We start from the raw sequence: 13,941 nt of genomic DNA, 5'->3' as shown, positions 1-13,941 counted from the left end.
GACATTATTGCTGGCCGGCGAACTGGTTACGCTTGGCGATTTCGTTGCCCGCGTAGCCGCCACCAACGGCGCCCGCGATTGCTGCCAAGGTGCGGCCGTTGCCGCCACCAACGTGACTACCTATTAAGCCGCCGACTAAGGCGCCAATGCCTATGCCAAGTGGGCTGTTCTGGGCGACCGGAGCGGGCTGCTGATATGCCGGCGCCTGTCGATAATCCCGGGGTTGGTCAGCTTGAGCCAGTTGGACCCGGTCCTTGTCGTAGGCGGTCTCGTGACGACGGGGATATTCATGGTGCACGACGGTTTTGTATCGCACAATCTCTCGCACGACTGGGGCCGGTGCAGACTGCTGTGCCAGCGGGGCACTACCGCTGCTCGTCCTATCTACTGTCGAACTGCTTACGGCTGCACCATGAGAGTTTGGCAGAAGCCCAGCAATCGCGGCGGCGCCAACCAGGCTCACCAAGGTAAGTGAGACAGCGGCGGCGGCCATCAGTGGATGGATGGGATTCGATGCGGCGGTGGTTTCCATTTTCGTTCTCCGGTATGGCGCTGACGTCGCGCTGATAGACCATTAACGGATGAAGCCGCTAACGGGATGTATGGAAGATGTTTCCGGGGTAAGCATACGTAACAAAAACAACGTGAAGTTAAGGACAAAGTGCGCAGCGAACGCATGGGAGCTGAACGCTGAGACCCAGGTTCGCGGCATGTGCAGCACGTCTGGCCCATGTCGACGCTGCCGTCTACAATGCTGGCTTTTTCAATGAAGAGGCAAGCGATGGCGGAAGAAATCAAGGAACCCTGGCTCAACAAGATGGCGCTTGCGACGGTAATCCTTGCGGTGTGCGCGACCTTGTCTACCTTTAAAGGTGGCGGGTACTCTACCCAAAGCGTGATAAGCCAAGCTCTGGCCTCGGACCAGTGGTCGTTCTACCAGGCGAAAAGCACCAAGCAGCATCTGTATGAATTGCAAGCCGAGCAACTGAAATTGCAGGCCATGGCACTGTCAAAGGGAAATCCTGCGAGTGCCGCCTATGCGGAAAAAGAGCAGGAGTACCGCGCTGCCATCGGTCGCTATGCAAGTGAGAAACAGGGTATTCAAACGCGCGCCCACGAACTTGAACAACAACGCGATGCCGCCAAGCAACACGGCAAACCATTTGGTATTGCCGTAATTTTCCTTCAGGTATCGATTCTGCTTAACTCCATATCAGGGCTGATGAAAGCTCGGCGTATTTGGTGGGCTTCCATCCCGATAGGTATTGCGGGCGTAGCGTGTTTTGCTGACGGTTTCCTGATGTTTGTATAGCGTAAGGGGCGGCCTAGATAGCCGCCTTTGTGTCTTGTTATCCCGCGCTCTTCCTGGAGACTGGCTGTGTCTTTCCAGTGCAGTGCGGTCGCCAGGGCCTTGCTGATTTCACCGTTTTTCACTGCGCTGCGGATGTGTTGTAATGCATGCTATGTGTCTGCTTGCAACCTGTGTTTAGCCGTATTTTTAGCCGTATTAATAGGCGCCCGCAGTATCATCCCGAGTGATGGTAACTGCCCTGTCATAAAAATATTCCATAATTGGAGGATTTTTCATATTTTTCGGCAGCGCTTTTTGCGCTGCGCACCTGTTCGGACTGCGTAGGAGCACGTTGCCGTCAGTCGTTCAGTTCAAGTTGAGGTGCCAATGTCAAAAAACGAAAACAAGGTCGGATGCGCTCTCATTGCAGTAGTGCTCCTAGGCTGGACCATTTCGGCGCGTGCCGAGGATACTATCGAGGAAGCATGGAACGCTCACTTTCAAGCCACATACATCTGGCAGAAAAAACCCTCGTTCTCGGCCGCCTATAACGGGACGAACAGTCTGAGCCCTTTCACGGAAAAATCGTATTCATTCAGCTCCACCGCGGCGCTTGGCTGGCGTCCTTGGGCTGGCGGCGAACTCTATGTTAACCCTGAGTTGGTCCAAGGCGTACCCCTGTCCGGACTGACCGGTCTGGGGGGCATGACCAACGGGGAGCAGCAGAAGACGGGAGGTCCCAATCCCACCTTCTACCGGGCTCGGCTATTCCTACGTCAAACGTGGGGACTGGGCGGCGAAAAGGAAGCCGTGGAGACGGATGTTAATCAGCTGGCTGGCATGGTGGAAAAACGGCGCGTCGTTATCACCGTCGGTAACCTTGCAGTCACTGATATATTCGACGCCAATGAGTTTGCGCACGATGCGCGTACCCAGTTTATGAATTGGGCGCTCCTCGCCCACGGTGCTTATGACTTTGCGGCGGATGCGCGTGGCTATACATGGGGGGCTTCTGTCGAGTATTTTTATGACGATTGGGTGCTGCGCGCCGGAAGGTTTATGCAACCGGCCGTATCAAACGGATTGCCGCTCGATAAGCATGTTTTTGAACACTATGGCGACCAAATCGAGTTGGAACATACTCACACAGTAGGCGAACAGGCCGGTAAGCTCCGTGTGTTGGCTTTTCGTAACAGGGCGAAGATGGGGAGCTTTCGAGATGCGTTAGCCGAGGCTCGTAGCCATGGCGGCATACCAGATGTGTCGCGCGTGCGCTCCGAACGTACGAAAATCGGCTTTGGCATCAGTGCCGAACAGAATTTGACATCCGATATCGGCGTCTTCGCCCGTGGAAGTTGGAACGACGGAGCGTCGGAAACCTACGCATTTACTGAAATAGAACGCTCGATTTCCACCGGGCTAGTTCTGAAAGGTGGCCTCTGGAGTCGCAGTGATGATTCCGTTGGCATCGCGCTGGTTCGCAATGGACTATCGAGTGCACACAGGGACTATTTGGCAGCCGGAGGGCATGGCGCTTTCATTGGAGACGGACAGTTAAACTACCGACCGGAATCAATAGTGGAAGCGTACTACAGCGCGAAAGTCGCGAAAGCCGCTTGGGTAACCCTGGACTATCAACGGATTGCTAATCCCGCCTATAACCGAGACCGTGGTCCGGTGACCGTCGGCTCCATCCGTCTGCACGCGCAATACTAATCGGGAGCGCATGATGTTCGAGTTGTTTAACCCGCGCCGCGGTGAACGTGCTCTACTTGCTGGTGCGCCCAACCGTTGGGACTGGATTTTGTTGCCCCTGGTGCTCGCCGTACTGGCGGCGGCAGCGTTTGGTGCTATGCAGATGACTAGGCCTTTCACGGTTGGCCAAGTGACGCCAATTTCACTAGACCCGGTCAATCTGCCGTATTACTTGTTGCGAACGATGTTGCGCATGTTTACAGCCCTGGCGTGTTCGTTACTGTTCAGTTTCGTCTTCGCCGCGATAGCATCGAAGTACCGCGCGGCCGAAAAGGTGATGATTCCCCTGCTCGATATCCTGCAGTCAGTGCCTATTCTTGGCTTCCAGGCCATAGCGATTGCGCCATTCATCGCATTGTTTCCCGGAAATTTATTGGGCGTCGAGTGTGCGGCCATCTTCGCGATTTTTACCTCGCAAGCGTGGAACATGGCATTTAGTCTGTTCCAGTCGATGCGCACCGTGCCACCGGAGCTCAATGAAGCGTCGCGGGTATTCTGCCAGTCGGGCTGGCAACGCTTTTGGCGGCTTGAACTGCCGTTCGCAATGCCCGGCCTACTGTGGAACATGATGATGTCGATGTCGGGTGGCTGGTTTTTTCTTGTCGCGGCCGAAGCGATTTCAGTGGCCGGGCAAGATATTAAGCTGCCCGGTATTGGCGCCTATATCGCTGTCGCCATTGAGGCGGAGAATGGCCGCGCCATTGCCTGGGCCATCTGTGCCATGCTGGCCGGAATTGTGTTGTATGACCAGCTGTTTTTCCGCCCGCTGCTGGCCTGGGCAGACAAATTTCGCTTCGAAGAATCGCAGGGCGATACCGCGCAGGGCTCTTGGCTGCTGGACTGGGGCAGGCGTAGCCGCTGGATAAGAGCGCTGACCGACCGATTCTGGCTGAAGCTGAGCGGCGCGCTGGGCTGGTTTAGCCAGCGCCATGAGCGCGACACAGACGAGACGCGTTCGCACCCGCTCGGCAAGTACGCGGCGCGTGTCTGGGACGTGCTGGTGCCGGCCGCTTCCCTGTTGGCCGTTTATCGTCTCGTGATGTTTGTGCACAGTGATGTCGGCTGGGCGGAGGCGGCGCATGTAGTCGTATTGGGTTTGATTACGCTCGGCCGTGTGATGCTGCTCATTGGTCTGGCATCTGTCGTGTGGGTACCGATTGCGGTCTGGATAGGATTGCGTCCCCAGTATTCGCAACGAGTGCAGGCGGTCGCACAATTTTTGGCGGCATTTCCTGTCAATCTGATGTTCCCGGTAGTTGTGTACATGTTGGTGACGCTAAAGCTCAATCCGAACATCTGGCTCAGTCCCCTGATGGTATTCGGCACCCAGTGGTACATCCTATTTAACGTCGTGGCCGGTGCATCGACCATTCCGAACGAGTTGCGTCTTGCGGCTGATAATCTTGGTTTGAAGGGGTGGCTCAAATGGAAGCGGGTATATCTTCCGGCCGTATTCCCAGCCTATATCACCGGCGCCATTACCGCCAGTGGCGGTTCGTGGAACGCCAGCATCGTTGCTGAGTATGTAACTTGGGGCAAGACTACTTTGGTCGCGGATGGGCTGGGCAGTTACATCAAGCAAATGACTGACGCTGGCGATTTCCACCGCATAGCGCTAGGCATAGGGGTAATGTGCGTCTTCGTGATGTTGTTGAACCGCTTCTTCTGGCGCAAACTGTATTTGCTGGCCGAAGACCGTAGCCTTTGAGGAAGAGTCATGACAGAAAATATACTGATGGAACTGAATGGCGTTGCCAAGTCCTTTCGCAGCGCTGACGGTGCACCACGTCTCATCCTAGATGATGTTAATTTTTCATTGGCAAAAGGTGAAATCGTCGCGCTGCTTGGAAAGTCGGGTTCCGGTAAATCAACCTTGCTGCGTATCATGGCTGGACTGATTCCAGCTGATGCAGGTAAAGCCAGATACCGGGGCAAAAATATCCGCGGCCCGGCAACTGGCATAGCGATGGTATTCCAATCGTTTGCGTTGTTTCCGTGGCTCACTGTGCAGCAGAACGTCGAGCTTGGATTGGAAGCACAAGGGATATCGCCCGCGGAGCGGGAAAAGCGCGCCGACGCCATGCTGGAGCTGATGGGCTTGGCCGGTTTTGGTGGCGCTTTACCCCGCGAACTATCGGGTGGCATGCGGCAGCGAGTTGGTATCGCGCGAGCGCTCGTGACCAATCCAGACGTATTGCTGATGGACGAGGCATTTTCTGCTCTCGACGTATTGACGGGTGAGACGCTACGCAACGACATTCTGGACCTGTGGGATAGCAACAGGATTCCAACCAGAGGTATTCTGATTGTGTCACACAACATCGAGGAAGCGGTCATGATGGCTGACCGGATTATTATTCTATCGAGCGGACCTGGAAGAATTCGCAATGAAGTCAAAATCGAACTACCGCGGCCTCGCACGGTCGATTCAACGCAGGTCAGAGCCCTCATCGACGAAGTGTACGGTCTGATGACAATGCGCCCGATTCATGAAGCCCCCCCCGGAGTTATTCTCGCGACACATTCCAACTATCGTTTGCCGGAAACCGATGTGAGCCGTATTGAAAGCATCCTTGACCTACTCGCCGATGCGCCATTTAACGGAAGAGCGGATTTGCCACACCTTTCAGAAGAAGCGGAACTATCTGATGAGGAGTTGTTCCCGACATACGAAGCGCTGGGCTTACTTGGTTTAGCCTATGTGGAAAAGGGGGACATCTCGCTTACTCCATTGGGCCAACGCTACGCAGAAGCCGATAGACCGCTACGACAAGAAATCTTTGGGCAACAGCTGTTGACCCATGTTCCTTTGGCGGCACGCATTCGCCAGCAACTCGAACAGGAGCCAACAGGTTCCTCACCAGAAGAGCCCTTCATTGAACTATTGGAGGAGTTCTTGAAGGAGGATGAAGCGAAGCGAGTGCTGGAAGTTGCCGTCGAATGGGGGCGATATGGGGAGGTCTACGAGTATGATTTCCACACTGGCAGGTTGAAGCTGCCTGACCAAGAAGGAATGTAATTTCGCCTGTTCTGACCACCACTGACGAAGAGGAATTGAACGACACCGAATGCCAGCAATATCTACACGATGGTGTTATCCAACTTAGATAACCTGTCGCTTTGATTTGGCTTGTCGCGGTATCCCGCAGAGCGTGGTGACACAAGTAATGTTTGTGCGCTACCGCGATGGACAGTTAGATGCCGTGCTAACAATGTTCAGGCCTCTTCAGCGCGGATATGAGGTATTCGCACCCAGTCCCGCTCCTTAACCCGTGATACGAAATTGCTCCCTGTCCTTGCCATCAAGCCAGCGCGGCGCGCGGCCTCGGCCAGTCCACGTCTCACCCGTTTCAGGGTTCTTGAATTGTGCTGGTACCGAGCCCTTGGCTTTTGCCGGCTTCGCACGGCCTCCGGCGGCGAGGTCCCCCGCGGTAATTCCATGCAACTGCATCAGTTCCTTGATTTTCTGAATCGCAGCACTGATTTCATCTTTGCGGGCAGCTTCGGCCAATGATTGCAATTTTGCGATTTGTTCAACATACTCTGCGTACGATGTCATAGTGTCTCCAAGGGGATAAGTGGCTAAAACGGTTGAATATACGCGCAATGTAACGTAAGCGCATGAAAAAAGTAAGCTTGGAACGAGTATTATCCCAGTTTATAGGTGGAGTGGTGAGTTTATTCAACTGGAGCCGGCATGCTCGTGCTGATGGGTGCAGTTTTTGTCGTTCATGCTCATAACCGTCGGCATTCGACCAGGTGCATCCATTTAGCAGACAACACTGTGTTGATTAATTTGAGTGGCGCATAGAATGAATTTTTCAAAAGGACTATCAGCTGATGCCTTGCTCATCGATTAAGTTCCACAACCGCTTAGTCCCCCGCGCCAAGAAAACGTTTAGCGTAGTGGCGGGCGTAGCCCTAGCCAGCCTATCGGTTCATTGCGCGGCAGCGACCGCAGACAGTTCTGCCAAGGGAGGTACACTCGATTTCAGTAGCTGCGCTAAGCCGGTGTGGCCCAAGGAAGCACTTGATGCAAAAAAAACCGGAACGGTTAGGCTTGCCTTGCTAATTGGGCGCGATGGAGCCGTTATACAATCTAAGGTTGTCAAATCTAGCGGTCACGTGGAACTAGATGAGGCGGCGCGTGTGGGCATCTCCAAATGCTCCTTCATCCCTGGCACGACGGACGGTGGTCCGGCCGAGGGATGGTTGCTGTTGCAATACGTTTGGACTCAAGACTGATAAGGAATTTTAAGGAAGCCAGAATTCTGTTAGCCGCGAATGTGGCCAATAGCCCATAGTTCCGGCATATAGGCCTGATTGGTGGTAGACAGCAACCGGCCAAGAGCGGTAGGACGTTGGTAAGACATCGGGAATGCAGATTAATAATGTGATGCAGAATACTAGATATTTAAAATGACCAGCTATTGCCTGAAATATTTCCCTCCGCTGCCGGAAGAAAGGCCGTCAGATGTCCACCCGAATCAGTGGTACTGAGGGCTACGCCGAAGAGGCCAGATTTCTGGTGGAACGGTGGAAAAACATATCTTTTGAGTCCCAACATCAGATTGTTCTCGACCTCATACCTACAGTCACAAGCAAAGTATTGGATATCGGCTCAGGTATTGGTACTGATGCGGCCGCATTTTTCGCAATGGGCCATCAAGTAGTTGCCGTCGAACCGACTGAGGAGTTACGTACTCCTGGTATCGAGTTGCACATGGAATATGGCATTGAGTGGCTCGACGATAGCCTTCCAGATTTGTCAATCCTTCGAGCGAGGAAGGAGGCGTTTGATGTCATTATGTTGACGGCGGTGTGGATGCACCTCGATGAAGTACAGCGTTGCCGAGCGATGCCCGTTATCGCTTCATTGCTCTCTGCAGCGGGTATCATAATTATGTCGTTGCGCCATGGCCCAGTTCCAAACGGTCGACGCATGTTTGAAGTCACGGCGGCGGAAACCATCGAACTGGCGGCGCTGCAAGGCTTACAGCTTGTTCTCAACATTCGCACGCAGTCTGTCTCGATAGAGAATCGTATTGCAGGTGTGAGTTGGACGCGCCTGGCATTTCGCAGGTAAATGACTGTAAGAGAAAGAAGAAGCTACGACTGCGGTGAAGAGCATACCGTTCGACGTAACTGTGGCTGATGGAATCAAACTTGCGATTACCAAACTGTAAGTGTGGGCAATGATGTTCCTAGAGGGCGCCCAGCGCCGCCTATCTACCTCCGAGTACGTGAGCTAACGCAGCGAATTCCGCTGACTTACGCAATGACCGATGACCATCGATGTCTGCTTTGGGGCGTTATCCGTCCGTCGCGATAAGCACAATCCGGTTCCCATGACTCAAGCCGTCACAGCGCGTAGGTCAGCTCGTACCAGCCCGTCATACTCGCCTCTGATTGCTAAAAACACCGGGCGTTGCCCTCTGAGTAAGGCGTTCGACTGCGGTTGCTGCGACATTGCACATTTTTGGTGTGGTAGCTTCGGTGCGACGACCTAGCGGTCCTTAAATTTCGGGCGTCTTCAGTAGTTACAACTGCTTACCAGTGATACAGCTCTACGGCTACCGAGTTGACGTGGCGCGTATTACTCTGTCCGTACACTACATCACATGTACATTCACAGGGGGCCCGGCAAGAAATGAATCAAATTGTTGCGGCCACCGGTAGATGGATATGTTGGCAGTGTCGCCAAATGGAATCCCTAAATTTAATCCCAACCAATGCTGCGCGCCCCAAACCAACGATTTTTTAGGATATCGATGCGATGGTGATGAGGTTGCCGAACCGTTTTAAATTCATATGATTACCCCCATGCAAAAAACTAAACTCGGCTGGATAGCTGTCCTCGGGCTGTCCTTGACGGGCTGCGCCACCCAATATCGGGCCGCGGAACAGCCCTGGCCCCGATATGGTACCGTTGGACAGCCGGAATACCAGACCTTCGAACAACCACGAACCGAATATCGGACCGTCGAGTCCCCTCGGCAGGATTGCTGGAATGAACAAGTTCCGGTCCAATCGGTAGACTCGGGCTACGGCGGTGCCATTCTCGGTGGTATTGCCGGGGGAATTCTGGGAAATCAGATTGGCCGCGGTAATGGCAAGACAGCCGCCACTGCGGTAGGTGCTATCGCCGGCGCAATGGCCGGTGACCGCATATCTTCGGATTCGGCCGGCTACAGGACGGTTCAGCGATGCCGCACGGTAATTGACCGGAAACAAATTCCTGTGGTAATCGAACAGGGGCGTGTCCTTCGCGAGGCTCCTGATGAGGAACGTTATTACAACGACCGCGACGACCGCCGCCGTCGCAATGAAGGGAACTATTGAATATTCTTTCGTCCCGTGACGGGGGCAGGCAGGTGACTCGCGATTCCGCCCCGAAGGAAGGCGGATGTTTCCACTTTTTGTTGTCGGCGAAATAGTAAAAGCGGTGGTTCTTCAGTTTCGCACTGTGCGGCTTCCTGACATTAAACAAACGGCTGTCAAATTCGCTACCCACATCCAAACCAGCCCGAAAAGCTTGCTGCGGGATACACCAGGGTGTCGGCATTGCTATAGCTTCTGGAATGCTCTCGCGACGGCACATCCATTCTTTTATTTGTAGAAGTTACATCCCTCGGGCCAAAGTGCCCCCTACCATTTGCACTTTGCAAACGTCGCACGTTGACCCGATGGTTTAGCGATATTTTCTGCCAAACCACACGAGCATTCTGGGTCACGCAACTGCGCCAGAACCGTAAGCCAGACTTTAAGCGGATGTTGCCCACTCCTACCTCACCTCTAGCTTCTGCCCAGTGTGCGCCCTTGGTATCCCGCTTGGCGCTCTTACTTCTGTCGGCCGCGGGGTGTTGAGCCCTCTCCTCCAACAAACTCGTATACGATTCACAGTTATATCCGTTGGCCTTCCCTCTAGGTGCATAACCCTTCTCAAACCCAAACGGCTTCCGATAGTGCAAGCAGCGAGCCAGTTCAAAGATTCGATTGAAAGAGCACTCTTCTCAGACGAGACGGGAATGAATCGTTTGTTTATCTCCCACGGAAATCCCTTACCTGGGACGAAGTTTGGCCTACAATTACGAACCGAACCAACGAGCTGACCAACATGCAAAAAGGTGTCACCTACGCGCTTCTTGCCGCCATCACCTTTGGCGCCAGTACTCCTTTTGCAAAGCTATTGGTAGGTCAAGTAGCACCACTCGAGCTTGCTGGACTCCTGTACCTCGGTAGTGGTATTGGGCTGTCAGTCTGGTTCGGGATTCGTGCCCTAGCCACCAACCACCAAAAGACCTCCGGCGACCGAATCAACTCTCGTGACGTACCATGGTTGGCAGGAGCGACCTTGTTCGGTGGGGTCGCAGGTCCCGCGCTCCTTATGCTTGGCCTCGCGCTCACTCCGGGCTCGTACGCATCCCTGCTTCTTAACATGGAAGGGGTATTGACCTCACTACTTGCCTGGTTCGTATTCAAAGAAAATTTTGACCATAGAATATTTATCGGCATGTTGCTGATAGTTGCTGGTGGCGTAGCATTGACCTGGGACCAGGTACCTGCAGAGGGGCTACCATGGGGCTCGTTTGCCATTATTGGCGCCTGCCTTTGCTGGGGCATCGATAACAACCTCACCCGCAAGGTCTCTGCCAGCGATGCGGTGCAAATAGCTGCGACAAAAGGATTGGTCGCCGGCGCGGTAAATCTTGCTATCGGCGCGTCGCTAGGTCTTACGCTGCCAGCGCTTACAACTGTGCTGATGACGGGCGTGGTCGGTTTCTGTGGATTCGGCCTTAGCCTGGTGCTCTTTGTCCTTGCCCTTCGTAACTTGGGGACCGCTCGCACCGGCGCGTATTTTTCGGCCGCGCCCTTTGTTGGTGCCGTGGTTTCACTCATACTGCTCGGTGAAACGCCAGCCGCCGGATTTTGGCTGGCTGCGGCGCTGATGGGGGCGGGCATTTGGTTGCACCTCACAGAAAGTCATGGCCACGAGCATACCCATGAGGAAATGGAGCACGCTCACCAGCATTCACACGACGAACACCATGGACATGAACATGACTTCCCGTGGGATGGCAAAGGCTCGCATACTCACTCCCATAGACATTTCCCGCAGACACACGTGCACGCACATTACCCGGACATCCATCACCGACATCGTCACTGAGCCTACCGTTCTCTTCTCCCATTGAGTCGCTCGAAGCTGAGAACATACCGCTGTCCAACGGTAAGTACGTGGAACACTTTACGGCGCATCGTTTCGATGCCGCCCAAGGATTCGTTTCGCATTCCCGAGCTGCCGAAGGCCCAGGCTTTGGCTGAGCGAGTGGAGAGGGCATCCCGCTGAGCTAGGGGGGAGATGTTGCGGACCTGGTCCACGTCGTTCAAGCGCTGGCTGATTGAAAATAAGAGCCGACTGCTCAAGGGCGTTAGCAGCGACCGCCGGCATGTCCGCGAAGGCGCCATCGCCTGTGAGCATCTGCCTCTCGACGTCCGGAGCTGGGGCAACCTGCGCGAACGCCATTTCAATGAGCTTGCACCGTCGATGTATCACTTTGAAGAAGCACCGATGGCGCGTGCTTTCAAAAAGGTATTCGAAAAGTGGCTGGGCGAATCGGCAATGTCGGTGACGATTGCACCCTAAGCCCCAGGCATAAATGACGAAGCCGCCTAGTTGCGGCTTTCGTTTAGTTCGCGGCGGCTGGGTACGGACGTGGTCGTACTCTCATCGCCATGTGCTCCTGTCATGAAGCAAGTCAGGGGGACGCGGATGGCGGCGCCTGCCATCCAACCAGTTCGGCGGTTCGGCGCATTACCCACCGGGCCTCTGGCTCGGATACCCAGCCCGTTGCAATCAGCCGCGGCAAATATTGGTCGAGAATCTCAGTCTCTGACAGGTGCGAGCGTTTCCCGGCTTTGGACTCAAGGGACTTTACGGCCAGTTGTTGCGCAATGTCTTCGCAGTTGTTCCAGCGCTCGAGTAGCTCCGGCGGTGAGCAGCCAGGGCTGTAGAAACGGCCTTGGTACCGATTCATGGAAAATTTAGGCTGGGCGCCTGAAACGGCGCTTAAGTTGCTTGGACGTGGGAAATCAAATGGCAGCGCGGCAAAGAGCACCGCTTCCGATTCATTTTGCTGCTCATCGTCGAGTTCAGTATTCATAGTGCCTTTTGCATCGATATTGGCCTCTCCCCATCATACTCCAGCGTCGAGTTCTCGGCCTAGAAGGCGGCGATGAATATCCTCGAATGGTCATGCTGGGTAATTTCCCGAGCCCGTACTGCGAAGCCGCGTTTAACCGGACTCGGCACACCCACGACGGTGGCCACGGGATAGCTCAATCTGGGGTCTAGGTACGACGCTATCAATTTATTTGTGCAACATAGCCATCTGAATCGGTCACAAAGCATATTTTGAAAAGAAACCCGACTAGGGGGGGGGCGAGTCTGCGAACCTCGGCACAGAATGCTATTTGTCGGCGGACGGCATCTCGCTGTGGTACTTCGACCATAGAGGTGACGTAAACGTCGAGCTTAACAACTATGCTAATATTGCCTAAATAATATTGAAAGGGCAAAACTCTTGAGCAATCCCGTCATCTTGCTGGGCGATAAGACGAGCCACGGCGGCACTGTCGTCACCTGCTCACCGCTATCGGATACTCATGGCAAAGGCTGGGCTCGTGTCGGTGACATGGCTTCTTGCCCGCGTTGTAAGGGGGTGTTTCCCATCAGCCAAGGCGACTCCAGCCTCATCGATGCTGGCAAGGCAGTGGCCTACCATGGCTGTAAAACCGCTTGTGGCGCCACGCTAATCTCAAGCCAGATGTACACCCTAACGACGCCATCGGGCGGCGCCGCGCCTGGCGCCACCAGCAGTCTCGCGCCAGGTGCTCTGATGCAGGGCTTTGGTATTATTCATACCGGGCTGGCCAGCGCATACCAAGATGAACCCCTTGCGGACGACTCCGAACGCTTCCGCGGTCGGTTTCAGGTCGTTGACGCTATAACAGGTGAACCCGTACGTAACTTGGACGTGCGTGTACGGTCGACTGATGGCAAATATATCACGGGTAGTACTGACGACGATGGCTTTACTCAGTGGGTAGAGCGGGACGACCTCGAGTCGCTTGCATTCGACCTGATTCAGGATGTTGACGCATGACGGGGCCAAATAGCACCCCACCGACAGGGCAAGCGCCGTTGGCCGTGGGAGGCATGAGCAAGGAAGGCGCTACGACCGTCGTGCCGATTAACAAGCCGCAGCTCGATTTCCCCGATAAGAAGGTCGTATGCTCGGCCGTGTGCAAATGCCAAAAAATGCCGGGAATTGGTGCAGACGGCCGGTCCCTGAAACAAGAATGTGTCTCGGCTCGATTGAAAGCTCTCGATGTGATTCTTGACCACCGAAGTCTATACAAGGCGGAGTTCACATACGATATGACGAAACGGCCCCCAGAGCCTTTTCTGGATAAGGTCGTGGATACGAAGAGCAGAATCCTATGGCCCGGCTGGACGAAGACACTTTGGCCGAAAGACTCAAGCCGCCCTGTGCCTTACAAGCCAGGTCAAGGCTACACACGGAGGCCGGATGTCATTATCGTCGAGGACCCGACGAAGCCTCCTACACAGGACAACATCAAACAGGTGGTGGAGATAAAATTTCCTGGGGACCCTTTCCGCCCCGGCCAGCAACAGGACTACATAGTCATAGCCGGGGATAGGAAGAAAATGGTGACGTTGGCTCCTGACCAATGCGACTGCGACCAAACCGAGCCTAAGCTACCAGAAATTCCGGTAGAGCAGCTCGGACAGGCCGCCGCTATTCTTGGGATAATCTACATGGCTGTTTTTAAAAGACCGCCGCCTGGCGGCGTGCCCGCATATTGAGGAT

The 13,941-nt window shown here is 54.5% G+C and carries 14 protein-coding genes; 11 read left to right on the top strand and 3 right to left on the bottom strand.

Annotation, left to right across the window (positions count from 1 at the left end; genetic code table 11):
• Positions 1-4: 4 nt before the first annotated feature.
• Positions 5-532, bottom strand: a complete 528-nt coding sequence (locus KY494_RS08055; RefSeq protein ID WP_219890547.1) for a glycine zipper 2TM domain-containing protein — start codon at positions 530-532, stop codon at positions 5-7.
• Positions 533-730: 198 nt separating this feature from the next.
• Here KY494_RS08055 and KY494_RS08050 point away from each other — a divergent pair, with 198 nt between their 5' ends.
• From KY494_RS08050 to KY494_RS08035, 4 genes are all read left to right on the top strand, one after another.
• Positions 731-1,312, top strand: a complete 582-nt coding sequence (locus KY494_RS08050) for a DUF4337 domain-containing protein (RefSeq protein WP_258194738.1) — start codon at positions 731-733, stop codon at positions 1,310-1,312.
• Positions 1,313-1,678: 366 nt separating this feature from the next.
• Positions 1,679-3,007 carry a carbohydrate porin gene (locus KY494_RS08045; RefSeq protein WP_219890546.1) on the top strand — a complete coding sequence of 443 codons (1,329 nt, stop codon included), beginning with the start codon at positions 1,679-1,681 and terminating at the stop codon, positions 3,005-3,007.
• 13 nt (positions 3,008-3,020) lie between these two features.
• On the top strand, positions 3,021-4,754 hold the full coding sequence (locus tag KY494_RS08040; RefSeq protein WP_219891523.1) for an ABC transporter permease subunit: 1,734 nt from the start codon (positions 3,021-3,023) through the stop codon (positions 4,752-4,754).
• Between the two features lie 9 nt (positions 4,755-4,763).
• Positions 4,764-6,065 (top strand): nitrate/sulfonate/bicarbonate ABC transporter ATP-binding protein, encoded by a 1,302-nt coding sequence (locus KY494_RS08035; RefSeq protein ID WP_219890545.1) that lies wholly within the window; start codon positions 4,764-4,766, stop codon positions 6,063-6,065.
• A gap of 246 nt (positions 6,066-6,311) precedes the next feature.
• Here KY494_RS08035 and KY494_RS08030 read toward each other — a convergent pair whose 3' ends face one another.
• On the bottom strand, positions 6,312-6,605 hold the full coding sequence (locus KY494_RS08030; protein ID WP_219890544.1) for an H-NS family nucleoid-associated regulatory protein: 294 nt from the start codon (positions 6,603-6,605) through the stop codon (positions 6,312-6,314).
• A gap of 281 nt (positions 6,606-6,886) precedes the next feature.
• Here KY494_RS08030 and KY494_RS08025 point away from each other — a divergent pair, with 281 nt between their 5' ends.
• From KY494_RS08025 to KY494_RS08005, 5 genes are all read left to right on the top strand, one after another.
• A complete protein-coding gene (locus KY494_RS08025; protein ID WP_219890543.1) occupies positions 6,887-7,291 on the top strand; it encodes an energy transducer TonB in 405 nt (134 codons plus the stop codon).
• A 229-nt stretch (positions 7,292-7,520) separates the two neighbouring features.
• Positions 7,521-8,132: a bifunctional 2-polyprenyl-6-hydroxyphenol methylase/3-demethylubiquinol 3-O-methyltransferase UbiG gene (locus KY494_RS08020; RefSeq protein WP_219890542.1), complete on the top strand. Its 612-nt coding sequence runs from the start codon at positions 7,521-7,523 to the stop codon at positions 8,130-8,132.
• 737 nt (positions 8,133-8,869) lie between these two features.
• On the top strand, positions 8,870-9,388 hold the full coding sequence (locus KY494_RS08015) for a glycine zipper 2TM domain-containing protein (RefSeq protein ID WP_219890541.1): 519 nt from the start codon (positions 8,870-8,872) through the stop codon (positions 9,386-9,388).
• 775 nt (positions 9,389-10,163) lie between these two features.
• Positions 10,164-11,216, top strand: a complete 1,053-nt coding sequence (locus KY494_RS08010; protein ID WP_219890540.1) for a DMT family transporter — start codon at positions 10,164-10,166, stop codon at positions 11,214-11,216.
• 192 nt (positions 11,217-11,408) lie between these two features.
• On the top strand, positions 11,409-11,693 hold the full coding sequence (locus KY494_RS08005) for a hypothetical protein (RefSeq protein WP_219890539.1): 285 nt from the start codon (positions 11,409-11,411) through the stop codon (positions 11,691-11,693).
• Positions 11,694-11,805: 112 nt separating this feature from the next.
• On the opposite strand, the gene KY494_RS08000 is transcribed toward KY494_RS08005, so the two are convergent.
• Complete coding sequence (locus tag KY494_RS08000) at positions 11,806-12,210, bottom strand: hypothetical protein (RefSeq protein ID WP_219890538.1); 405 nt, start codon at positions 12,208-12,210, stop codon at positions 11,806-11,808.
• A gap of 420 nt (positions 12,211-12,630) precedes the next feature.
• Between KY494_RS08000 and KY494_RS07995 the strand changes: the two genes are divergently transcribed.
• Positions 12,631-13,212: a PAAR domain-containing protein gene (locus KY494_RS07995; protein ID WP_258194737.1), complete on the top strand. Its 582-nt coding sequence runs from the start codon at positions 12,631-12,633 to the stop codon at positions 13,210-13,212.
• A 53-nt stretch (positions 13,213-13,265) separates the two neighbouring features.
• On the top strand, positions 13,266-13,937 hold the full coding sequence (locus KY494_RS07990; protein WP_219890537.1) for a VRR-NUC domain-containing protein: 672 nt from the start codon (positions 13,266-13,268) through the stop codon (positions 13,935-13,937).
• Positions 13,938-13,941: the final 4 nt, after the last annotated feature.

This window comes from Janthinobacterium sp. PAMC25594 (assembly GCF_019443505.1).
Classification (GTDB): Bacteria; Pseudomonadota; Gammaproteobacteria; order Burkholderiales; family Burkholderiaceae_D; genus Janthinobacterium.
This window is presented reverse-complemented; position numbering and strand designations above follow the sequence as displayed.

Bases quoted from the DNA above. Each gene is read 5' to 3' on its own strand.
- KY494_RS08055 (WP_219890547.1), bottom strand. From the start codon at position 532: ATGGAAACCACCGCCGCATCGAATCCCATCCATCCACTGATGGCCGCC.
- KY494_RS08050 (WP_258194738.1), top strand. From the start codon at position 731: ATGTCGACGCTGCCGTCTACAATGCTGGCTTTTTCAATGAAGAGGCAA.
- KY494_RS08045 (WP_219890546.1), top strand. From the start codon at position 1,679: ATGTCAAAAAACGAAAACAAGGTCGGATGCGCTCTCATTGCAGTAGTG.
- KY494_RS08040 (WP_219891523.1), top strand. From the start codon at position 3,021: ATGTTCGAGTTGTTTAACCCGCGCCGCGGTGAACGTGCTCTACTTGCT.
- KY494_RS08035 (WP_219890545.1), top strand. From the start codon at position 4,764: ATGACAGAAAATATACTGATGGAACTGAATGGCGTTGCCAAGTCCTTT.
- KY494_RS08030 (WP_219890544.1), bottom strand. From the start codon at position 6,605: ATGACATCGTACGCAGAGTATGTTGAACAAATCGCAAAATTGCAATCA.
- KY494_RS08025 (WP_219890543.1), top strand. From the start codon at position 6,887: ATGCCTTGCTCATCGATTAAGTTCCACAACCGCTTAGTCCCCCGCGCC.
- KY494_RS08020 (WP_219890542.1), top strand. From the start codon at position 7,521: ATGTCCACCCGAATCAGTGGTACTGAGGGCTACGCCGAAGAGGCCAGA.
- KY494_RS08015 (WP_219890541.1), top strand. From the start codon at position 8,870: ATGCAAAAAACTAAACTCGGCTGGATAGCTGTCCTCGGGCTGTCCTTG.
- KY494_RS08010 (WP_219890540.1), top strand. From the start codon at position 10,164: ATGCAAAAAGGTGTCACCTACGCGCTTCTTGCCGCCATCACCTTTGGC.
- KY494_RS08005 (WP_219890539.1), top strand. From the start codon at position 11,409: ATGTTGCGGACCTGGTCCACGTCGTTCAAGCGCTGGCTGATTGAAAAT.
- KY494_RS08000 (WP_219890538.1), bottom strand. From the start codon at position 12,210: ATGAATACTGAACTCGACGATGAGCAGCAAAATGAATCGGAAGCGGTG.
- KY494_RS07990 (WP_219890537.1), top strand. From the start codon at position 13,266: ATGAGCAAGGAAGGCGCTACGACCGTCGTGCCGATTAACAAGCCGCAG.